Annotated in this window: 20 protein-coding genes and 4 pseudogenes; 10 read left to right on the top strand and 14 right to left on the bottom strand. The window is 32.6% G+C overall.

What is annotated here, in order from left to right:
• Window positions 1-59: 59 nt before the first annotated feature.
• The 6 genes and pseudogenes from AC0L5U_RS15045 to AC0L5U_RS15070 all read left to right on the top strand — a co-directional run bounded on the left by AC0L5U_RS15045 (window position 60) and on the right by AC0L5U_RS15070 (window position 5630).
• Window positions 60-236 carry a hypothetical protein gene (locus AC0L5U_RS15045; RefSeq protein ID WP_473417304.1) on the top strand — a complete coding sequence of 59 codons (177 nt, stop codon included), beginning with the start codon at window positions 60-62 and terminating at the stop codon, window positions 234-236.
• 113 nt (window positions 237-349) lie between these two features.
• Window positions 350-897, top strand: a pseudogene (locus AC0L5U_RS15050) (carboxymuconolactone decarboxylase family protein).
• Window positions 898-1041: 144 nt separating this feature from the next.
• Window positions 1042-1425 carry a cupredoxin domain-containing protein gene (locus AC0L5U_RS15055; protein WP_473417308.1) on the top strand — a complete coding sequence of 128 codons (384 nt, stop codon included), beginning with the start codon at window positions 1042-1044 and terminating at the stop codon, window positions 1423-1425.
• Window positions 1426-1542: 117 nt separating this feature from the next.
• Entirely contained in the window at window positions 1543-2061 is a 519-nt protein-coding gene (locus tag AC0L5U_RS15060) for a ferritin (RefSeq protein WP_473417310.1), read from the top strand.
• Between the two features lie 406 nt (window positions 2062-2467).
• On the top strand, window positions 2468-3478 hold the full coding sequence (locus tag AC0L5U_RS15065) for a Gfo/Idh/MocA family protein (protein WP_473417311.1): 1011 nt from the start codon (window positions 2468-2470) through the stop codon (window positions 3476-3478).
• A gap of 23 nt (window positions 3479-3501) precedes the next feature.
• Window positions 3502-5630 (top strand): annotated as a pseudogene (locus AC0L5U_RS15070) (Tex family protein).
• Window positions 5631-5696: 66 nt separating this feature from the next.
• Here the strand turns inward: AC0L5U_RS15070 and AC0L5U_RS15075 are convergent.
• The 9 genes and pseudogenes from AC0L5U_RS15075 to AC0L5U_RS15115 all read right to left on the bottom strand — a co-directional run bounded on the left by AC0L5U_RS15075 (window position 5697) and on the right by AC0L5U_RS15115 (window position 13618).
• Window positions 5697-7229, bottom strand: a complete 1533-nt coding sequence (locus AC0L5U_RS15075) for an alpha-L-fucosidase (protein WP_473417313.1) — start codon at window positions 7227-7229, stop codon at window positions 5697-5699.
• Between the two features lie 234 nt (window positions 7230-7463).
• Entirely contained in the window at window positions 7464-8018 is a 555-nt protein-coding gene (locus tag AC0L5U_RS15080; RefSeq protein ID WP_473418309.1) for a 3'(2'),5'-bisphosphate nucleotidase CysQ family protein, read from the bottom strand.
• Window positions 8015-8287, bottom strand: a complete 273-nt coding sequence (locus AC0L5U_RS15085; protein WP_473417315.1) for an inositol monophosphatase family protein — start codon at window positions 8285-8287, stop codon at window positions 8015-8017. The genes AC0L5U_RS15080 and AC0L5U_RS15085 overlap by 4 nt, the downstream gene beginning before the upstream one ends.
• Window positions 8288-8289: 2 nt before the next feature.
• Complete coding sequence (locus tag AC0L5U_RS15090; protein ID WP_473417317.1) at window positions 8290-9237, bottom strand: oxidoreductase family protein; 948 nt, start codon at window positions 9235-9237, stop codon at window positions 8290-8292.
• A gap of 103 nt (window positions 9238-9340) precedes the next feature.
• Entirely contained in the window at window positions 9341-9760 is a 420-nt protein-coding gene (locus AC0L5U_RS15095; RefSeq protein ID WP_473417319.1) for a hypothetical protein, read from the bottom strand.
• Window positions 9757-11151, bottom strand: a pseudogene (locus AC0L5U_RS15100) (RtcB family protein). Before AC0L5U_RS15100 ends, AC0L5U_RS15095 begins: the two are co-directional and overlap by 4 nt.
• Before the next feature lie 137 nt (window positions 11152-11288).
• On the bottom strand, window positions 11289-11825 hold the full coding sequence (locus AC0L5U_RS15105; RefSeq protein WP_473417321.1) for a hypothetical protein: 537 nt from the start codon (window positions 11823-11825) through the stop codon (window positions 11289-11291).
• A 12-nt stretch (window positions 11826-11837) separates the two neighbouring features.
• Window positions 11838-12515, bottom strand: coding sequence for a hypothetical protein (locus AC0L5U_RS15110; RefSeq protein ID WP_473417324.1), 678 nt, complete (start codon window positions 12513-12515; stop codon window positions 11838-11840).
• A gap of 491 nt (window positions 12516-13006) precedes the next feature.
• Window positions 13007-13618 carry a hypothetical protein gene (locus AC0L5U_RS15115; protein WP_473417325.1) on the bottom strand — a complete coding sequence of 204 codons (612 nt, stop codon included), beginning with the start codon at window positions 13616-13618 and terminating at the stop codon, window positions 13007-13009.
• Between the two features lie 60 nt (window positions 13619-13678).
• Between AC0L5U_RS15115 and AC0L5U_RS15120 the strand changes: the two genes are divergently transcribed.
• Window positions 13679-15415 carry a WYL domain-containing protein gene (locus AC0L5U_RS15120; protein WP_473417326.1) on the top strand — a complete coding sequence of 579 codons (1737 nt, stop codon included), beginning with the start codon at window positions 13679-13681 and terminating at the stop codon, window positions 15413-15415.
• A 2-nt stretch (window positions 15416-15417) separates the two neighbouring features.
• Here the strand turns inward: AC0L5U_RS15120 and AC0L5U_RS15125 are convergent, their stop codons facing one another.
• The gene (locus tag AC0L5U_RS15125; RefSeq protein WP_473417327.1) at window positions 15418-15930 is read right to left on the bottom strand and encodes a CvpA family protein; all 513 of its coding nucleotides are present in this window, start codon (window positions 15928-15930) and stop codon (window positions 15418-15420) included.
• Between the two features lie 72 nt (window positions 15931-16002).
• Here AC0L5U_RS15125 and AC0L5U_RS15130 point away from each other — a divergent pair.
• Together AC0L5U_RS15130 and pheS are read left to right on the top strand one after the other, a co-directional pair.
• Window positions 16003-16360, top strand: a pseudogene (locus AC0L5U_RS15130) (hypothetical protein).
• A 131-nt stretch (window positions 16361-16491) separates the two neighbouring features.
• Window positions 16492-17511, top strand: coding sequence for a phenylalanine--tRNA ligase subunit alpha (pheS, locus tag AC0L5U_RS15135; protein WP_473417328.1), 1020 nt, complete (start codon window positions 16492-16494; stop codon window positions 17509-17511).
• 173 nt (window positions 17512-17684) lie between these two features.
• Here the strand turns inward: pheS and AC0L5U_RS15140 are convergent, their stop codons facing one another.
• The 3 genes from AC0L5U_RS15140 to AC0L5U_RS15150 form a co-directional block, all read right to left on the bottom strand.
• Window positions 17685-18233 (bottom strand): hypothetical protein, encoded by a 549-nt coding sequence (locus AC0L5U_RS15140; protein WP_473417329.1) that lies wholly within the window; start codon window positions 18231-18233, stop codon window positions 17685-17687.
• 161 nt (window positions 18234-18394) lie between these two features.
• Entirely contained in the window at window positions 18395-18838 is a 444-nt protein-coding gene (locus AC0L5U_RS15145) for a pyridoxamine 5'-phosphate oxidase family protein (protein WP_473417330.1), read from the bottom strand.
• The gene (locus AC0L5U_RS15150; protein WP_473417331.1) at window positions 18831-19520 is read right to left on the bottom strand and encodes a hypothetical protein; all 690 of its coding nucleotides are present in this window, start codon (window positions 19518-19520) and stop codon (window positions 18831-18833) included. Before AC0L5U_RS15150 ends, AC0L5U_RS15145 begins: the two co-directional genes overlap by 8 nt.
• 119 nt (window positions 19521-19639) lie before the next feature.
• Between AC0L5U_RS15150 and AC0L5U_RS15155 the strand changes: the two genes are divergently transcribed.
• Window positions 19640-20035 carry a hypothetical protein gene (locus AC0L5U_RS15155; protein ID WP_473417332.1) on the top strand — a complete coding sequence of 132 codons (396 nt, stop codon included), beginning with the start codon at window positions 19640-19642 and terminating at the stop codon, window positions 20033-20035.
• 305 nt (window positions 20036-20340) lie between these two features.
• Here the strand turns inward: AC0L5U_RS15155 and AC0L5U_RS15160 are convergent, their stop codons facing one another.
• Window positions 20341-21342, bottom strand: coding sequence for an NAD(P)H-dependent glycerol-3-phosphate dehydrogenase (locus AC0L5U_RS15160; protein WP_473417333.1), 1002 nt, complete (start codon window positions 21340-21342; stop codon window positions 20341-20343).
• Window positions 21343-21453: the final 111 nt, after the last annotated feature.

Raw genomic sequence — 21453 nt, forward strand, 5'->3', positions numbered from 1 at the left:
CATTTTATAGCACTTCCTTTTCATAGACCTTTGTATCGAACAATTAAAACAACAAAGTCATGAATTTAAAACACATATCAATTTTCAATTTAATTGAAATATTCAGAGGAAAAAGAAAAGACGTATTAAATACTATTTCTCCAAAAACACATTGCGAACAAAATCACATTTCAGATTTCTATTGTGATGCTGAAAGACCACATATTTCTTCCAATACGATTGGTTTAAATCAATAAAGGAAAAATTGACAAACTAAAAGGAATAAATTACATGGTACAACCTTTACAACGGTTGCACCTTTGTACCAAGAATTACAAACAAGAAAATTTAAAATAAAAAAATTAAAATTATGAGCACATTTAATGTACCAACAAGAGACGAAGTAAGCGAAAACAATCAAGCTATTTTTGATAATTTAAACAAAGCTTTAGGGTTTGTACCAAACTTATACGCAACCTATGCCAATAGTGATACCGCTTTAGAAAACTATTTAAACTTTGCTAATGCAAAAACATCATTATCAGCTAAAGAAAAAGAGGTTGTAAACTTAGCAGTAAGTCAAGTAAACAACTGTATTTATTGTTTATCTGCGCATACGGCAATAGGAAAAATGAATGGTTTTTCTGAAGAGCAAATTTTAGAATTAAGAGCTGGAGAAGCTTCTTTTGATAAAAAATTAGACGCTTTAGCAAGATTAGCTAAAAACATTACAGAAAATAGAGGAAGAACAGACGCAGATGTGTTAGAAAACTTTTTAATGCAGGATATTCAAAAGGAAATTTAATCGATACCATTTCGTTAGTAGGCGATAAAACCATTTCAAATTACATCCATAGTACAACACAAGTACCAGTAGATTTTCCTGTAGCTAAACCTTTAGAAACTGAATTAGCTTAAAATCAAAAATGTTGGCGGATACCCCCGCGTTAGGGATTGAAGTGGAAAGCCCACAGCCCGACGTAGGAGGTGCGAGGACTTGTAACAAAAAGCCCGACCCTTGTGGTAACGCCCAAATAAATATTAATTTAAATAATTAAAACAATGAAAAAAGTAGTATCAATTTTAGTAATCGTATTAGCATTTACATTAAACACAAATGCACAAGACGCCATGGCGAAAAACGTAAAAACAATTTCTTTAGAGCAAACTAAAGGCGAATTTGTTCAAAAAGCATTAACAGTAAGTGAAGGTACTTATGTTTTTGAAGTAGCAAACAATCATGCAGCAAAAGAAGTTGGTTTAGTTTTGGTAAAAAAAGGCGCTGATGCTAGTAAGCCAGAAAACCATATTAAAACAGCGTATGTAACTCAAGTTGCTAAAGATGGAGAAACGCAAAAAACAAATGCAACAACTTTAGCAAAAGGCGAGTATGTGTATTTTTGCCCATTAAATCCAACACCGCAATACACGTTAACAGTTCAGTAGTCGACTAAGACTTGATTAATAGCGAAAAAGGTTATTCTATAAACGAATAACCTTTTTTTATGGTTTGAATTTAAAAGAAGCAAGAGAAATCTGTAACTTTACAAAAAACAGAATATTATGTTATCAAAAACCATACAAGACGCATTAAATAATCAAATCCGTATAGAAGCAGAATCTTCTCAAATATATTTAGCCATGGCATGTTGGGCTGAAGTAAAAGGTTTAGAAGGTGTTGCAAATTTTATGTATGCGCAAAGCGATGAAGAGCGCGAGCATATGTTAAAACTCGTTAAGTTTGTAAACGAACGTGGCGGACACGCACAAATTTCAGAATTAAAAGCACCTAATGTAACATTCAAATCATTTAAAGAAATGTTTGAAAAATTGTTAGAGCACGAAGTATTTGTATCTCAAAGCATTAATGAATTGGTGCATATTAGTCTTCAGGAAAGAGATTATGCTAGCCACAACTTCCTACAATGGTATGTCGCTGAACAAATTGAGGAAGAAGCAGTTGCCAGAACTATTTTGGATAAGATAAATATGATTGGCGATGATAAAGGTGGATTGTATTTATTTGACAGAGATATTGAAACTTTAACAGTTACAACTGCAGCAACAAACACTCCTGAATAATTTTAACATTTAAGCTTATTTAGATTTAATAAAAATAACTTATTTTTGCCTTCAGATTCGAATATTATATTCTACTGTGGGTAAAAAGAAGAAAAAGAAAGCAATAAAGAAGCTACGAAAGTTAGGGGTTGAACTTCCTAAAAAAGTAAAAACGAGTTGCTGCAAAAAATTCAAAAAAGGCGAGAATAAGCGCTGTAAAAAGTGCCCTTGTTTTGATTTAATAAAAAAAGTGGCATAAATTTTGGACCACTTAAAGCGATTAATATATAGCGTGCAATTCCACTTTGGTATTGCGCGTTTTTTTAGTAATAAAGTTTTATACCAAATTATATTTATAATTTGGTATAAATTTGTAATGTTAGATGTTTTTTACTTTAACATCATTTAATCTAATCGACTTTATATAATGAATAATGCAATAAAAACTGGAGTATTGTCTTTTGGTATGTCTGGGAGTCTTTTTCATTGCCCTTTTTTAGAACAGCATCCTCATTTCGATTTAATAGCCATTGTTGAAAGAACAAATAAAAAGGCTCATACCACTTACACAAACATAAAAAGCTATGATACTATAGATGAGTTATTAAGTGATTTAGACATCGAGTTAGTTATTGTTAATACACCAAGTGTAACGCATTTTGATTTTGCTCTAAAGGCTCTTGAAAATAATAAACACGTTTTAGTTGAAAAACCATTTACTGTGTTTTCTCAGGAAGCAAAAACACTTTTTAAAGTCGCAAAAGAAAGAAGTCTTCATCTTATGCCTTTTCAAAATAGACGTTACGATAGTGATTTTTTATCTGTAAAAGAGGTAGTTGAATCTGGCAAACTTGGTGATTTAATTGAGGTGCATTTTCGTTATGATCGGTATAAATACAAACTAGGAGAGAACCTTTCAAAGGAAGCTCCTGTTTCAGGTAATGGCTTAATTTATAATTTAGGATCTCATTTGGTAGATGCTGCCTTGGCTTTATTTGGAATACCTTTAAGTTACAGAAAAGTGCAACATGGCCATAGACCAGGAACTCAAATTGAAGATTATGCTCAGGTTCATTTGGAATACCCTAATGGTTTGCAAGTTTTTATAACAGTAAGTCTTTTAGTAGCAAATGAACAACCGGCTTTTATTTTGCATGGTACAAAGGGTTCTTATATTAAAGCGAGAGCTGATGTTCAAGAAAGACAATTACAATTGGGAATGAAACCTAATAACTCAAACTTTGGTGTAGAAGAAGATGATAAATTAGGACTACTTACAACCGTAGATAATAGTATAGTACTCAATGAAAAAGTAAGATCTAAACAATCATCTTATTCTAATATTTTTGAAGCCATATATCAAACCATTAGAAAAAATACGCCTTACCCAATAACTGAAGAGCAGATTGTTAAACAAATTGAAATTATAGAAAATTAAATTAAAATCATTTTATAATCTGAATGATAACATACATAATTAAACAAACCCAACTTCCAGAGCAATCTGTAAAAAACACGATTCAGTTGCTTAAGGAAGATTGCACCATTCCTTTTATCTCTAGATATAGAAAAGAACTTACAGGGAACTTAGATGAGGTTCAAATAGCTGATATTGTAAAATATAAAGAGCAATTTGAAACTTTAGAAAAACGAAAGAAAGCTATTTTAAAGGCTTTAGAAGAACAAGATGTTTTAACTCCAGAATTACAACAAAAAATTGAAGCAACTCAAGATTTAACAACTCTTGAGGATTTATACTTGCCATATAAGAAAAGCCGAAAAACAAAAGCTGAAAAAGCACGACAAAATGGTTTAGAGTCTTTGGCGAAAATTATCATGTCTCAAAATGCTAATGCTATTGAATCTATTGCTTTTAAGTATGTAAAAGGCGAAGTGAATTCTGTTGATGCCGCTTTAGAAGGTGCGCGTCATATCATTGCAGAATGGATAAACGAACGTACCGATATTCGGAATAATATCCGTAGGCAATTAGAGCGTTTTGCTATGATTTCTACGAAAGTGATAAAAACAAAAACTGAGGATGAGAATGCTCAAAAATTCAGAGATTATTTTAATTGGGAGGAAAGCTTAAGTAGAATCCCATCACACCGGTTATTGGCTATTTTACGAGCTGAAAAAGAAGGTTTTATTCGAGTGAAAATCGAAATTGATAACGATCGTGCTTTAGATAATATTGAAAGGCGCATTATTAAAAGCAATAATGTTTGCTCAGAACAGATTGAAGTGGCTATTAAAGATGCTTACAAACGATTACTATTTCCCTCATTAAGTAATGAAGCTTTACAAATAGCAAAAGATAAAGCAGATGAGTCTGCCATAAGTGTATTTGCTAAAAATTTGAAACAGCTTTTGTTTGGTTCTCCATTAGGAGAAAAACGTGTTTTAGCAATCGATCCAGGATTTAGAACAGGGTGTAAAGTGGTGTGTTTAGATGCCCAAGGCCAATTAAAATATAATGAAACCATATATCCGCATCCGCCAAAAAGTGATAGTGTTGGTGCTATGAAAAAGATAAGCTCACTTTGTGATGCCTATAAAATTGAAGCTATTGCTATTGGAAACGGAACTGCATCCAGAGAAACAGAAGCTTTGATTAGAAAAGTACATTTTAAAAACGATATCCAGGTATTTGTGGTAAGCGAAGCAGGAGCAAGTATTTATTCCGCTTCAAAAATTGCACGAGAAGAATTTCCAGACTACGATGTTACGGTGCGTGGATCGGTGTCTATTGGACGCCGATTGCAAGACCCTTTAGCAGAATTGGTTAAAATTGATGCTAAATCTATTGGTGTTGGCCAGTATCAGCATGATGTAGACCAAGCTAAACTTCAAAAACAATTAGATGTTGTAGTTGAAAATTGTGTGAATGCAGTTGGTGTAAACATAAATACAGCCAGTAAGCCTTTATTGAGCTATGTGTCTGGGATTGGACCAAAATTAGCCGAAAATATTTTTAATTATAGAAATGAAAATGGTGTATTTGCCTCAAGGTTAGCTATTAAAAATGTGCCGCGTTTAGGTGGGAAAGCTTTTGAGCAAGGTGCAGCTTTTTTAAGAATTAGGGGAGCTAAAAATCCATTAGACGATTCTGCAGTACATCCAGAAAGTTATGTGATTGTTACGAAAATGTCTAAAGATTTAGGTAAATCTGTTCAAGATTTAATAGGTAATAAAGAATTACTTCAAAAGATAGATTTAAAAAATATTGTACTGATTCGGTTGGTTTGTTAACGCTTGAAGACATTATTAAAGAATTGGAAAAACCAGGTTTAGATATTCGAGAGCAAGCCAAAGTATTTACATTCAATCAAAACATAAAAACAATTAATGATTTACGAGAAGGCCAATTACTCCCTGGAATTGTCAATAATATTACCAATTTTGGCTGTTTTGTAGATGTAGGGATTAAAGAAAGTGGATTGATTCATGTTTCAAACCTGTCTGATAGTTTTGTAAAAGACGTGAATGAACATGTTAGTTTGCATCAGCAAATTATAGTAAAAGTATTGGATGTAGATGTTCAGCGAAAGCGTATTCAGTTAAAGTTATATAACTCTAATAATCATTGAAATAACAAAGCCTCGAAAAATATAATTTTTCAAGGCTTTTAACTATTGTGCTAGGTTTGTTATTGGTTACTCTAATTCCATTTTAAAAACATTAGCTAATTCACTAAGTTCAATACCTTCAGGAATTGTAAATGTATGAGTGCGTTCAGTCCTATTCCATTCCACTTCTTTACCAGATTTTAATTCTACAACACGTTTTACTGGAGATGCAGGACCATATCCTATGTTATTTAATTTTCCTAATTTAATTACTTTTCCTGGTTTAGGTTTTCCTAGTAAAAACACATAAAGTGCCTTTTTATCTTTGGAAGTTGTAAACCTAATGTCGCCTGCTGTATATTCTACTTTAGCCGATTGTCCACCGTGTGCTCCATCGGCAGCCTTTGCATGTCCGAAACCATAAATATGAAAAGGTCTTGTGCCGTAAACAGCTTCGCCGTAAACGTCAAGCCAACCACCAACATTCTTCAATAAATCGCGTTGTTCTTTGTTTATCGTGCCATCTGCCATTGGTGAAATATTTAAAAGTACTACGCCATTTTTACTCCAAACATCAATCATATTTCTCAATAAAATTTGAGGTGTTTTATAGACTTGTCCTTTAGTATAACACCAGCTACCTTTATCACTAACAGTAATATCAGTCATCCAAACAGTTTCAGAAATATCTTTTTTACCACCTTGTTCAATATCTAAAACACTCATGTTTTTTGGTAAATCGTCATGTTTTGCAATAAGCACAGGTTCTTGTCCAGTTTTTAATCCATTATTTAAAAAATGAGCAGACATTTCTGCAATTTTATCATCAGCTACATGGTTTAACCAAACGTCGTACCATAACATATCTGGAGAATATTTGTCAACTACTTCATTTACTTGGTCTAGCCAGTATTTGTCAAATTCTGCTTGAGGTAAATTTCCGTAGAATTTCTTTAAATCAGGGTCTTCAGATGATGTTGGGTATTTAGGATTATAAGCAAAATGACTATTATAAGTATCCCATTTTTTAGAATCTCCATCATGTCTTTGTCTTAATCTCGCATGATGAAAAGACGTCATTGTTTTTAATCCTCGCTTTTTAATCGCTGTTAAAATCTCACCAGTAATATCTTTTTTTGGCCCCATATCAGCAGAATTCCATGGGTTGATTTCACTATCCCACATGGCAAAACCATCGTGGTGCTGTGCCACAGGACCTGCAAACTTAGCACCTGCTGCTTTAAATAATTCTGCCCAATCTTCAGCATCAAATTTTTCAGCCTTAAACATTGGAATAAAATCATGATAACCAAATTTTTCTAACGTTCCATAGTTTTTTTCATGGTAGACTTTGTAATCTGGGTATTCGTTTTCTCTGTATAGTCTATATGGGTACCATTCTGAACCATACGCAGGAACACTATAAACGCCCCAATGAAAATAAATCCCTAGCTTAGAATCATGAAACCATTCAGGATCTGCGGTGTGCTTTGCTAAAGATTCCCAATTGGCTTCGTAAGTAGTTGTTTCAGTTTCGGTTTTAGTCTCAGTATTAGGTTTAGAATCTTGACAAGACCAAAATAAAAGGACAAGAAACAAGCATTTAAGTGAATTATTCATGTGTAAAGAATGATTAATTAGATTATTTTACGCCACAAAATACTACAAAATATCGAAATTATTTGGTAACTATTGAGCAATAAGTGGTAACATTTGGGTTTTTTAAAAGAAATATGCATAGTATATACTTGGTTTCGAGATGATTTACCCAATGGTAAGACTTTCTCAGGGTATTAGTATTATTGAAACGCATGCAAATACGTTTTGGTTGTTGCAAGAGATTTTCTTTTAATTTTATAACTCTAAATTAGAATAATAAACCCCTTGATGATTCATAAAAGTGTTCTCTTTTTTATTTAAATCTAATAGTTCGCCTTTAAAATTTGTTGCATGTAAACCCAATTCTTTGTAGATGCAAGCTGTAGCAGCAAAATCCCAAATGCTGCCGCCTCCAATTTCCTTTTTAGGGAGTTTTAAAAAACATGCAGGTCCGTTTTCTAAAACTAAAATAGCATTTACTACTGCTCCTGCTCCAGAAGTTTCTTTAATTCCTTTTAATCCTAAACTAGTTTTGTGTTTATTAAGTATATTTTGTATAACTGCAGACTTAGGTGTATCACTTAACTTTTTATCAGTCACGTAAGTTAAATAGTTATTGATGTTTTTAATATTCCAAGGGCTACCATTTTTATATACGCCGTTGTTTTTTATAGCGTGATATATTGTGTTAGTGCTAGGATTAAACACAACGCCAATAATAGGTCTTCCATCTTTGGAAATTAAAGCAATAGAAACTGAAAAACCAGATTGTTTATTAATAAAAGCTAAAGTACCATCTAAAGGGTCTATACACCAAAAAAATCTTTTTCAAATCGACTGCCGTCATCTTTAGTTTCTTCAGATAACAAACCAATATCAAAGGCTTTACAAGTAGGTAGCAAATGTGATAAAATAGTACGTTCACATTCAAAATCTACTTTTGTTACTACTTGAGAGGCATAAGTAGAACCGCCTTCTTTTTGCTCTACAACAATGTTATCTTTCAAATGCTTTTGAATCACTTTTCCAGCAGAAAGTGCCGCTTCAATGGCTATGTTTGCTAAATGTTGTAAGTCCATTGTTAGAGGTTTTTGATAACTTCAGAAGTGATTCGCTCACTATAACTATTAATTTTCCAATGGCCAGGACTCCAGCCTTTTAAAAACCGATGAAAATCTGCCCAAGCCACACGATATAACGAACGCCATTCGTTTTCAAGCGCTTCATTTGTTTTGCCAAGTGCTTTGTGTAAATGCGCGAAGTAGGTGTTTAATATTGTTGATTCCAAACGTTCGCAATCGCTTTCATTAAGGCAACTGCCTATAAAATAAGCAACATCTTTCATCCCACAACCACCGCCTACATATTGAAAATCTACGCCAGCAACGTCTCCGTTTTTAGAAAAACAAAAGTTTGCCAATTTTGCATCACCATGTACAAACGTTTTAAAGTTACAGTTGTTTAGTTTTTTGTCAATGGCAGCTGCTGAGTTTTTTAGTGCTGTATCGTCTAAAACTTCCAGTTCTTGAGGTCTGGTGTCTAAATGCCAATAGGTGCCAACTTCCCAAAGTCCGTTAGGTGTTTTTCCCAAAAAACTTGCATGAAATTGCGCCAACCATTCTAAACAGGTATCGATATCTTCCCATTCCACGTTTTGTTTTCGTAATGGAAAACCTGCTGCATCTAAATCTTCGAGAATGATAAGGGTCTCATCTTGGTAGCTTTCGACACCAAAACACTTTGGCAAACGTGCCATACTATGTTTACTATAAGTTTGATACCACTTAGTTTCTACCTCATAAGATTTCAATTTTCTTTGATGACCGATATCTGTATGCCAACCTCTTGGATGATTTTGGCTCGTAGGCAATTGCACGTGCTTTACCACAATGCTTTCTACAGGAGCGTTTTCTAAAGCAATACGGATAATTTTACCATAGCCACTCCATAATTGTTGGATGGTTTCTTTTTCAACTAAGGAAGATGCACCAGTTTTTTGTAAAATGATGGATTTGAAGTGGGTGTTCATAGGGTGGTAAAGGTAGGGAAATGAGCATTTTATTTTTGAAGAATTATAAAAAAAGCGACAAACTTGATTTGCCGCTTTCTCTTTTTTAAAATACTTATTGAACTTAGAACAAACTCGATAATATAGTGTAAACACCAACTAATAGTGAGACTAGAGCAAACAAGCCTATTGCAATTGCAATGAAACATCCTACTTGATCTTGGAATGTTTGTTTATAATCTTCTGGCTTTTTAAGATTTATCTCGGATTTTTTCACATACTCAATACGAGAGAACTGGAAATCAGAATGTTTCAAATCATTATCATTAGAGATTTCATAAACAATATTGGTATTCATTTTATTCTCTTCAAATTCTAAACATGCTTTAAGAAGTTGGTTTACATGAAGCATAAGCCCTTCTTTATTAGCTTTAATATAGCTTAAGTATTCGTTGTCATCATAAAAGAACCCGATATAAGCCTTATCAAAAGAATTTTGATTTTCTATTTTTTTAATAAGACTATTTAATTCTTGATTATTCATTTTCTGTTTTTATTACGTTTCTCCCGTCTAACCCTCCAAGGTGCATTTTTCTGCCAATCGCCAGCCATAATACAACCATAAGGCATCACTTCGTCAATGACGTTTCCTAAACCGTATTCCTCCATTTGGGTTCTTACAGCTTTTGCATTTTTGTAGGCACTTGGCAATTCAGTAATATCAATTTCCTTAGAGAAAAAGCGAACGTCTAATCCTCGCGTTTCTTCCTTGAAAATTTGCATGATAGTTCCCGTTTTTGCTTTTTCTGTGTTGCGTACGGCTTACATTTCTACCCGCGCCATGAGGCGCAAAACCTAAATTGGTTTTGGTGGTTTTACCTTCTACAATCAACACGGGTTCCGCCATGTTTAACGGAATTAAACGAGGCCCTGTAATATCGGGCATAAACTTCGCATCTAAAGGTGTTGCGCCTTTAGCATGGTAAAACAAATCGCCATCTTTAAATACAAAGTTATGCTCGTTCCAGTATCTGTTTTCAATACCAATCTCTAAAGTTTCAGCAACCGAATTGTGAATCACTTCATGATTAGTTTTTGTCCAGCTTCTTATGGTTTGCAATGCATCCCAATAGGCTTGACCTTCTTCAGTTTCAAAAGGAATCCATGCATTTTCTTTTTTAGTGTCTGGAGACAATTCTTTTCTGTAACGTTCGGCTATTTTCATGCCTTTTGTGTACAATCTTGCCCCAGGGCCTCTAGACCCGTGATGCGTAACTAGCATAGTATTTCCTGTTTTTTAGACTTACCAACGAATAAGAAATGATTACCATCACCTTGAGTTCCTAAATGCGATCTTGCGATTTGAATCATTTGTCCATCGTTTAAAAAATAGTTAGCTTCAAAAGCGTCTAATAATTCTTTTGGAAAGCGAAATTGTGTATTTCTATCACGTCCACCAGGACCAAAATGCGTGTTGGCATGTGCAGCATCTAAAATGCCTTTTGGGTCTGCTTTACCAAAATCGGTCAACATCACAGAGCAGCAAATATCTGCACTATGCATTCCTGGGTGAATAGCATTTTTTGCAACCGCAACACCACCAACTGGAATGGTGCCATCTGGTCCCGCAGGACAAGCATCTGGCATGATAGCACCAGCAACTAAAGTTGGTGTTTTCATTAAAGTTTGCATGGAGTTAATCACTTTAGCGACATTATCTTTTTCTAGCTCATTTTCAGCTTTAATATTAATTGAAAAATCAACTGGATTTGTATGTAATGCTATCGGGTCGGGAGATTTATACTGCTGTAAATAAGCTATTAAAACATCGCCTTCTAAATTGTTTTCATTGATGTGTGTGATGGCCTCTTTCATCCATTTTCCTTGTCTGTAACCTAATGCGATTAAGTCGTTTCCTGTGATTTTTGTTTTCATGATTTTTCTTTATTAAGCCCCACCAGCTTCCTCGTCTGGTGGAGCGCTACTTAAAAAGCCTGATTCCAAAAGGCTTTTAATTAATTACTCTGCAAATATTTCATGCTGTTGCGCAATGTTTTTGCGTAGTTAATAATTTATTTGTTTTTCTTTCTTTTAGCTTTTTTATTTTTGGATGATTTCTGCTTTTTAGGTTTTATTTTGTCTTTAATTCTTAATATTTCTGAATTAATAAAACCTGTGAACTCATCATTACAGCTAAATAATTTAGCTTTTTTTAGTGCTTTAATCGCTTTTTTGTGCCCTTGAAGATTCTCTAGTAATTGTCCTTGTCTTAACCAAACTTCAGCTTTGTTTAATCCTTTTATAGTAAAGGCAAAGTCTATTAATTTTTGAGCTTCCTCGTAATCTTCATTCCATATCAATACCAAAATGTATTTTGGATATACTTTTTGAAAATCCATTTTATTAGCCAAAGCCTCAGCGTAGTACTGTTTTGCTTTTTCGTAATCGCCAAATTGTTCGGCTTGTAAACGTCCCATTAAATACAAAGCATAAGCATTATTGGCTTCGTAAGACAAGGCGTAGTTTAAATTTTCTACAGTTTCCTCTAGTTCGTATGGATAAGCATCTATGGCTTTAAGCACATAATTGTTTAACAAATTAGTGTCCATTGTTTTTTTATTTTAATAAAATTGGTCAGTAATGAGTTCTTCTATTTTTATTTTTTTGAAATCATTAAGACGTCGTTTTTCTTTTAATTTTTCCTTTTTAAATGCTCTTAAATACCAATAATCCTTCCAGGGGTAAAACGCTTCATTAATGTTGTAATAACCTGATCTTTGAAGTTGCTTGTTTATAAAATCCATTTCACTAATTAGATTTGGATCAATGCGTCTTCTGTGTGTTATATATGCTTTTGTAAACTTGATTTTATAAGCTCCCTTGGGGATTTTTAAATAAAATCGGGTTCTTAGTTTTCGCTTTTCTGTATAATATTGAAAAGGAATACATAAACGTTGAGCACCATGACTTAATCGGTTATATTGCTTTTTATTTATGGTTGGAATATCTTTGTAAATAAGATATTTTGAAGTTTTTTGTTGCCATTGAATTTCTGCTTTTTCTTTGGTTTTATCCCATACATAGGTTTCAATTTTATCATAAACCTCTAGAATAAATTCTTGATTTTTATAAATCTCTACTCTATGTGTAATTACAATTTCTTTGTGCCATCCATGTCGGATAGGGTATTCTAATTCTATATGACCCAAATTACGTTGTAAAGTCCAAATTTCTCGCTGTCTTTTCAGTAAGCGTCTAACTTCTTTTTGGCGTTGTTTTTTAATATTTACTGGTTTCATAAGACTTTATTATGAATTTATTTTTGTCTTTAAGGATTCCAGTAATTACTTAGAATTAATAGAATCGGTTCTGAAATAGATGTCTATGTTTCATTGTTTTTGATTTTAATAATTTGATGTTTACAAATTGAGATGAAGTGTTTTAACTGTGCTCAGCATAACAATACAATTTGCTTATTTTTTCTAAACTGTTTTGGGAAGTGGTTTAGCAGAACGCTAACGACTGAAAACAAAAAACCCGAAACAGTTTTCTAACGGCTTCGGATTTCTCATTTATAAATTTTAAAAGTTTATCTAACGATAATCACGAAGCATCACAAAAGGCGATATGCCTTTCGGGAAATTTTGATATGTTATAAATAAACTCATAGTTCTAATTTTTAATTCAACTTAGTTTTGGTTGAAATACGTTGCAAAGATTTAGATTTATTTTTCAATTTTCAAAATTTATTTTTTCAAATACATCAAAGTTGAGCTCATAATACGAAGTATTATATTTTTTTAAAAAAAGCAAATAATTTTTGTTTAAGAGATAGCCTATCGCGATTTTCTTCTGTTTTAAATGGTTTTAAATCCTTGATTAATGCTTGTTTTGTTTCTTCAAAACTTCTACAATTTTGAGTTAATTCAATGGCCTGTTTTGCGTAAAACTTTGCTTCTTTTGACAGTTCGTTTTCACTAAAAACACTACCTTCAAACGTTTCTAAATATTCATAAATACGATGAAACTTCCATAAAATATCATAATCAGTATCGTAATCAAAATCTATCAACAATTTTGACAAAATACGATATGTTTCTTTTGGTTCTATTGACTTTAACAAGTCCAAGCAATATCTTTCAATTTCATATAAAATCATGAAATTCTCATCATATTTTTCTTTAATTAAATTGTCTAATTTCTTTGACCAATCATCGGCTCTATAATTTATAGAAATCACATTAAAATAAAAGGTGTTTACATTTATTTGACTCATAAATTCTTCAGAATTATATAGCCAGTTTTCAAATTCTAAAACTGATATTTTTTTAGTCAGAACACCAAATATTTTAAGTTTTAAAGCTTCCATCGTTTCTAATTTAGAACAAATGTATTTTGTCAATACGCAATATTTTTGCGTACTTAAAATTTAATTATAAATTAGTGTATAATTTTTTTGAAAATGGCAGTAAACAAAAACGCACTAATCCGCTATAAAACCATCGATAAATGTTTGCAGAACAACTTCAGACAATGGACGCTTAATGATTTAATTGAAGCAGTTTCAGATGCACTTTACGAATACGAAGGGAAATCTATAGATGTAAGTAAAAGAACGGTGCAACTAGACATTCAAATGATGCGAAGTGATAAGTTAGGGTATAACGCACCAATAGTGGTTTATGAGCGAAAATTTTACAAATATGAAGATGAAAATTATAGCATTACAAATAGTCCGATTTCCAATCAAGATTTAACAAAATTATCTGAGGCAGTTTCATTTTTAAAACAATTTCAAGGATTTTCTCATTTTGAAGAATTAGGCAGTATGGTACAGAAATTAGAAGACCATGTGTACACTCAAAAAACACAAGAAAAATCATTAATTGATTTTGAAAAAAATGAAAATCTAAAAGGGCTAAATTTTTTAGACCCACTTTACCAATTCATTTTAAAAAAGCAACCTATTGAAATTACGTATCAATCCTTTAAAGCCCGACAAGAAAGCACATTTACGTTTCATCCCTATTTACTAAAAGAATTTAGAAATAGATGGTTTGTGATTGGTAAGCGACAAAAAAATGAGGGCATTATGAATTTGGCTTTAGATAGAATGATTTCAATTGAAAAAAGTGTAAAAACATTTCTATCAGATTCAAATTTTAATTCTGAAAACTTTTATAAAAATGCTATAGGTGTTTCTGTAAGTCCAAATTTAGAACCTGAAAGTGTTTTGCTGTACGTCAACCATAAACAAGCACCTTATGTATTAACCAAACCGTTTCATCACACGCAAAAAGAAGTGAGTAGAGACCATTATGGCGTAACCATTTCTTTAGAAGTTCAGCATAATTTCGAATTAGAAAAAGAAATACTGAGTTTGGGCGAAGGTATAAAAGTTATTGCGCCAGAACGTTTAAAACGCAACATAAAAGAACGTTTGTATGATGCTGTAGATGTGTATGAAACTGAAATTAACGATAAAAATATACATACCATTGCAAAACGACTTGAGTATAAAGGGTTCGGAATTCTAAACCATGTTTATACTAAACGTGATATCAGAAAACTGAAAGCCAAATTTGATTCTTACATCAAACAAAATAATGAGCAAGCATTCGGTATGCGGGAAGTTATCCAGAAATTACCTGAAATAAAAGATATTCTATTCAATAAAAACTTCAAAAAACTCATTAAATCCATTGATAAAAACGCCTTTTTAACTAAGGCTATTTATTTTGACAAATCCCCGCAAGATAATTGGTACGTAACATGGCATCAAGACGTGCCTATAAATGTTCAAGATAAAATAGAAATGGATGGCTTTAGTTCATGGACTAACAAAAAAGGTGTAATAAGTGTGTGTCCCCCAGAAGAAATTTCAAAAAACACATTCTCCATGCGTATTCATTTAGATGATACCACCGAAAAAAATGGAGCGCTAAAAGTTATTCCAGGATCGCACAACAAACGTTTAAATGATGATGAAATTAAATTAATAACCACCAATTCTATACCTTTTACAAGCGAAGTGTCTTCAGGAGGTGTACAGTTGATGAAACCTTTGTTGTTGCATGCGTCATCAGCTTCGAAAGTTCAAAAAAGGCGTCGTGTATTACATTTAGAATTTTCATCTATTGCATTACCAAATGGTCTAGAATACAAGGAAAAAGAAGCAATATTTAATAGAAGCGAATAAAGTTAAACCGTTTGTTTAGTTTCTTTCTCTTGTTGCTTTTTCAAAATATTAGGAAAAATCATAGGCGCTAAAGTTTTTACAGGTTCATATAAAATAGAATCTTGCAAATCTTCTTCACTAGCAAAGGGAATAGTGTTATTCAAACTGCTAAAAACCATCAAAATAACACTTAAAATTAACCCAATTTTCAATGCCCCAAAAACACCGCCAAGTAGTTTGTTTAAAACGCCTAAAGCTGCAAAATCAGCCAGTTTAGTTAAAGCTTTTCCAGCTAATGCAATAGCTAAAACTATTACCACAAAAGTAATCGCAAAGGCAACAATGTTTATGTATTTCTCGTCCCAAGACACTTTTTCCATCAAAAATTCAGCAGCAAAATTACTGAAATGAATGGCCCCATAAACCCCTGCAACCAGAGCTACAAGAGAAGCAACTTCAACAAAAAGCCCTTTCATAAAACCTCTAATAAGTCCAAAAAGGAGCAGCGCACCTAAAATAATATCAATAATTGCCATAACGCTAAATTTAAAACAAATATAGAATAATACTCATATCTAGGTTTATTAACTTTGCAACTTTAAAATATTATGGCAAGAGACGAACAATTAAAGGAACGCTGGAATTTGGTAGTAGAAAAACTATCCAAGCAGTTTGCAGATGGGGATATTTTAGACCTCGATGCCATAATTTATTTAATTGGTGTTCAGGAGTTGGGTCAGTTAGAGCGCACCTTCAAAAAAGACCAAAAGTTAGATTTAATGCACATTGCTATCTGCAAATTACTCACGCCGTATGGCTATTATGAAGCTCGATTTTGTTGATGATGAAGGTTGGCCACATTACAAAACCCTAGAAACCTTACCACACCTTAAAGCAGGCGAGCAATCCGTTTTAATGAAGGAAGCCATTGTTAATTATTTTTTAGAAACCGAATATATAGATTAAAATAATTAGGGCGTTACCTAAAGGGTCGGACTTTCGGCAGTCGCTCTCTGCGAGGAGCTCCAACAATGCCTCAATCCCTAACGCAAATCCCGATAAATTGATTAAATTTGCCATCATTTTGAATATGCGTCATGATAGATAAAATACAAGAATTAATAGCAGAAGCCGAAGCTTTTAAAGCACAGACTAAAGAAGAGGTAGAAGCATTCAGAATAAAATATTTAGGTAAAAAAGGATTGTTAAATGATTTTTTTGCTGAGTTTAAAAATGTAGCAAACGACCAGAAAAAGGAATTTGGTCAAACCATTAATAAACTTAAAAAAACAGCCGAAGAGAAAGTAAATACTTTAAAGGCTGAATTGGAAGCTAATGAAGAAGTAAAAGGTGTTTACGGCGATTTATCACGTCCGGGGCAGCCTATAGAAATTGGTGCACGTCATCCAATTTCAATTGTTAAAAATCAAATTATAGATATTTTTGCGCGTATAGGTTTTAACGTTAGTGAAGGGCCTGAGATTGAAGATGATTGGCATAACTTTACAGCCTTAAACTTACCAGAATACCATCCAGCTAGAGATATGCAGGATACGTTTTTTATTCAAACCAATCCTGATATTTTATTGCGTACGCATACCAGTTCAGTACAAGTACGCTATATGGAAACTAACAAACCACCTATTAGAACTATTTCTCCGGGTAGAGTGTATAGAAACGAGGCAATTTCAGCACGTTCACATTGTTTTTTCCATCAAGTAGAGGGCTTATACATTGATAAAGACGTAAGTTTTGCAGATTTAAAACAAACATTACAACACTTTACAACTGAAATGTTTGGGAAAGCGAAAATACGTTTACGTCCAAGTTACTTTCCATTTACTGAGCCAAGTGCTGAGGTAGATGTGTATTGGGGCTTAGAAACAGAAACCGATTATAAAATAACCAAAGGTACAGGATGGTTAGAAATTGGTGGTTGCGGAATGGTAGATCCTAATGTTTTGGAAAACTGTAACATAGACCCTAATGAATATTCAGGTTTTGCATTTGGTGTTGGTATAGACCGTATTGCGATGTTGTTGCACCAAATTAGTGATATTCGTTTATTAAGTGAAAATGATGTTAGGTTTTTAGAGCAGTTTAAGAGTGCTTTGTAATTTTTTATGGAGGGGTGGTTCAACGGACTGATGTATGATTTCGTTGCGTGTTTAAGCACCTAATTTAGCAAAACAAACCGAATAGAAAATCTGAGAGGATTTTCGTAAGTTGGCAAGTACTAGCAATGAATTATACACGTTGTAATTTCGTTGTTTTTATTTCGTTTATAATCCTATTCAATTAAAAGTCTGTCATTTTTTTCATTTGAATTTATTAATTCCTTACCCTTAAGTAAATATTCTTTAGAAATAAATTCTGATTCTTTTTCGTATTTCAACTTTAAATAGTCATTTTTAATTATATAAGTTCCAGTAATTTCCTCATAACAAGAAGTATAAAATCCTTCACTATAGAATTTTCCATTTTCATATAGCTTTATGAAAACCATTTTATTGTCAATAGATTGCGCTTTATATTTCAATTTGCCAAACCAAGAAAAAAATATCAGTTTGTTCAATCCGCCAAAGCTCAATATTAACAAAGAAATAAAAACGATTAGAGGTATTTTTCTAAGTTTAATGTTTCTGTTTTTTGAAAGTTCAATAGAATGTCTAATTAAAAAGGCAAAACAAATTGGGACGAAGATTAATAAAGAAATAAAAATTATTCCAGAGTCTTGGTCACAAATTTCTCCATATCCAGGAATATTCATTACTAGAGCAATAAAACAAAAAAATACGATTATTGGAATAGTAATAATGTCTATTAAATATCTTTTCAAATTCATATTTAAATCGGGCGTTCAGTTTTTCTGGCAATGAATTACAATGGGTTCACGAATATGCACCGTTGGTATGGTATGGCTTATATCCGCCGTTAAACGAAGGTAGTTGAAAATTTTTATAGAGTCAAATGTATAAATAGGCAAATGAAAGTGATATTCTACAGGCCATAAACTTTTTTAGCACTCTCAATTTGCGCTTCCTCTGTAGTTTCAGGATATAAAATATACTTTGGAGCAATAATTGGTTTTGCACTTTCAATAGATATTTTAAAAATTGAAATAAACGGAAATTTACCTTCTGTTAGTTTCAACAAAGGTTTTTCTAATGTTTCAAATTCTGAATTATCTTTTGAAACTACTTCTGCTTTTCCTTTTAATTGATAGCCTTTTTGAACCAGTACATTAATAAAACTTAGGCAAATATTAGAATTCTCTTTAATGTTTTTTGCCGATTGCGGAGAAGCAATATTTGCAATAATAATATCTTCCTTAAAATAAGTAAAAACCTCTTTAGGAGACACATTTGGGATGTTTTCTGAAGATGAAGTTGCTAGCCAACACAATACACTTTGGTCAATGTATTTTTTAATATCATCATTCATAGCTTAAATCAGTAAAAAGTTCGTCATTAAAATCCTGTTTTACAATCACGTTCTTAGGTCCAAATTTACTTCTGTTAAAGGATAACTTTATATTTCCAAAGGTTTGGTAATTATCCCATGGCATCGTGAACTTTGGTGCTTCATCATTAAAATTTTTAAAGAATGCCCATTGTTTTATTAAGCTATCGGTTTGGTCTACATACACATAATATTTGTTGTCTGGAGTTACACCAACATCGTTAAAAGTGAGTTGTAATACATCTGCTGGATTTCCATCTTCCAAAGTTTCTGTTTTTACATAAGATAAGTTTACGCCAGGGTCTTGTAATTTCCAAGGCATTACTAACCAATAGGAATCATTAATCCACCAATTTTTGCCTTTTTTGAGGAGTTTGTTTAACTCTTTTACTTCTTTAACAGGTTTATCTGCTACAAAAGCTTTTCCTTTTTGAGTATGTATATTTACTAGAATTGTAAGTGAATCTTTAGGGCTTTCAATACGCACATCTCCCGTCCATTTATTCCAAAAGAGAATGCGTTTGCCAAAATCCCATTTTATAAAACGGGTGTTGTTATAATTTTCTGTTCCTCCCATAGCTTCAACTACTTTTTCAGCTATAGCAATAGCTTTTTTATCTGTAGTCTGAGCATATATTTTTGAAGTATAAAAACTTAAAAGCAAAAAAGTAAAGCGATTTTTATTGTAAAAAATGATTTCATGAGTGATGAATTTGTTCTGTCTTGAAAATTACATAAAACATAACGAAATAGATTATTTTTGCACCATAAAATAGAAGAATAGTGAAAAAAGATATCCAAATACCAGAAGTTGAAGGCGTTTACTTAGCTGTTGTAAATGAATACAATGCTATTTATAAATCTCATGATTGGAATGCTTATATTATTAATGACAAGGCAGTAGATTTGGATATGGTTATTATAGTATCAGAAGGTTATTCTGAAACTAAAAAAACGGCTACGTTTAGAAAGAAGATTGATAAATTACCTAAAAAGAGTTATGCTAAAATTGAATTGATGCAGGAGGATTTATTCGTTTTAAACAATGCTTTTAAAGTGTCTTTTTTTGAAGGAAATTCGTTGTTGGATAAAACCTATGTGTTCAGAAAAAACACTATTAATTTGAATGCTTTACAGTCATTGCCTTTAATGGATGTTAAAGGGGTTTTGGTTAAGTGATGTATTCCTGTGAAAACAGGAATCTAATAGCTAATAAGCTAAATACATTTTGTTAAGCTATGACTTTTGCGGAATTGCCCGCGTTAAGGATAGTAGTGGAAAGCCCACAGCGACCTTTTGGGAGCGAGGACTTGTAGCGGATAGCCTGACCCGATAGGGTAACGCCCAAATAATTTTTATAAAATAGTAAGATTTATTTTGGCTTTGGTTTAAATTTTAGGGAGAATAAAAATAATCCTCAATAAAATACAAAAATAGACTAAGCTAGTTCTCCTCCCATGGAGGAGTTAGAGGAGGCCTCCTTTCTAATCCAACTTATCAGTCAGTTTTTTAAATACTCTTTTAGGGTTTTTATTCTCATAAAGCACTTCGTAAACTGCATCTATTATTGGAGTATCTGCCTTTTTCTCGTTTTTGTTATTCATTAAAAAAGCACTTTTAGTGGCGTAATACCCTTCGGCGACCATGCTCATTTCCATTTGCGCAGATTTAACGGTGTAGCCTTTACCAATCATGTTTCCGAACATGCGATTTCTAGAAAATGTAGAATAGCCAGTAACCAATAAATCGCCTAAATATGCTGAATTATTGATGTTACGTTTCATTTTATGGACTTTTTTAATATAGCGTTTCATTTCTCTAATGGCATTACTCATTAAAATACTCTGGAAATTATCGCCATATCCCAAACCGTGTGCTATACCTGCTGCAATTGCATAAATATTTTTGAGCATTACACCGTATTCTACACCAATAACATCGTCACTTATCTTGGTTTTTATGTAATCGCTGGATAAACTATCGGCAATGTGTTGTGCCTTTTTAGCATCCCAACACGATATGGTAAGATATGATAAACGTTCTAACGCTACCTCCTCAGCATGACAAGGACCAGCAATAACGGCAATACTTTCAAAAGGGACGTTGTAATGTTGGTTGATGTGTTCTCCTAATAATAATCCAGTTTCGGGAACTATACCTTTTACGGCAGAGACTATGGTTTTTTTAGAAATATCAGTAGATAGTTTTTCTAATTCGCTATGAATAAAAGCTGAAGGGATTACAAAAATGAGTACGTCTGCCCAAGTTGCAATTTCGTTTATATCGTTGCTTAATTTTAATTGCTCTAAGTGAAATTCAACCGAGCTTAAATAATTAGGGTTGTGCTGTTCTTTTGTTAAATGTTCTTTTGTGTAAACACTTCGCATATACCAACCTACTTCATTTAAGTTTTCACAAAGCATTTTTACTATTGCTGTTGCCCAACTTCCTGCACCAAAAACTGCATATTTTAAAGGTTTATTCATAAAAAAAGAATCTGTTTCTATTCCAAAAATACATAAAATATAAAAGAATTGGTATTATGAAACACCATGATTAATTTTTTTGGCACGCGTTTTGAATCTACATAAACAGAA

The sequence above is a fragment of the Jejuia sp. G7-7 genome (assembly GCF_055808955.1).

Excerpts from the sequence above, each read along its gene's own strand:
- AC0L5U_RS15160 (WP_473417333.1), bottom strand. The coding sequence starts at position 21,342 with ATGAATAAACCTTTAAAATATGCAGTTTTTGGTGCAGGAAGTTGGGCA.
- AC0L5U_RS15060 (WP_473417310.1), top strand. The coding sequence starts at position 1,543 with ATGTTATCAAAAACCATACAAGACGCATTAAATAATCAAATCCGTATA.
- AC0L5U_RS15055 (WP_473417308.1), top strand. The coding sequence starts at position 1,042 with ATGAAAAAAGTAGTATCAATTTTAGTAATCGTATTAGCATTTACATTA.
- AC0L5U_RS15085 (WP_473417315.1), bottom strand. The coding sequence starts at position 8,287 with ATGGACTTACAACATTTAGCAAACATAGCCATTGAAGCGGCACTTTCT.
- AC0L5U_RS15110 (WP_473417324.1), bottom strand. The coding sequence starts at position 12,515 with ATGAAACCAGTAAATATTAAAAAACAACGCCAAAAAGAAGTTAGACGC.
- AC0L5U_RS15090 (WP_473417317.1), bottom strand. The coding sequence starts at position 9,237 with ATGAACACCCACTTCAAATCCATCATTTTACAAAAAACTGGTGCATCT.
- AC0L5U_RS15045 (WP_473417304.1), top strand. The coding sequence starts at position 60 with ATGAATTTAAAACACATATCAATTTTCAATTTAATTGAAATATTCAGA.
- AC0L5U_RS15075 (WP_473417313.1), bottom strand. The coding sequence starts at position 7,229 with ATGAATAATTCACTTAAATGCTTGTTTCTTGTCCTTTTATTTTGGTCT.
- AC0L5U_RS15125 (WP_473417327.1), bottom strand. The coding sequence starts at position 15,930 with ATGGCAATTATTGATATTATTTTAGGTGCGCTGCTCCTTTTTGGACTT.
- AC0L5U_RS15065 (WP_473417311.1), top strand. The coding sequence starts at position 2,468 with ATGAATAATGCAATAAAAACTGGAGTATTGTCTTTTGGTATGTCTGGG.
- AC0L5U_RS15120 (WP_473417326.1), top strand. The coding sequence starts at position 13,679 with ATGGCAGTAAACAAAAACGCACTAATCCGCTATAAAACCATCGATAAA.
- AC0L5U_RS15105 (WP_473417321.1), bottom strand. The coding sequence starts at position 11,825 with ATGGACACTAATTTGTTAAACAATTATGTGCTTAAAGCCATAGATGCT.
- pheS (WP_473417328.1), top strand. The coding sequence starts at position 16,492 with ATGATAGATAAAATACAAGAATTAATAGCAGAAGCCGAAGCTTTTAAA.
- AC0L5U_RS15145 (WP_473417330.1), bottom strand. The coding sequence starts at position 18,838 with ATGAATGATGATATTAAAAAATACATTGACCAAAGTGTATTGTGTTGG.
- AC0L5U_RS15095 (WP_473417319.1), bottom strand. The coding sequence starts at position 9,760 with ATGAATAATCAAGAATTAAATAGTCTTATTAAAAAAATAGAAAATCAA.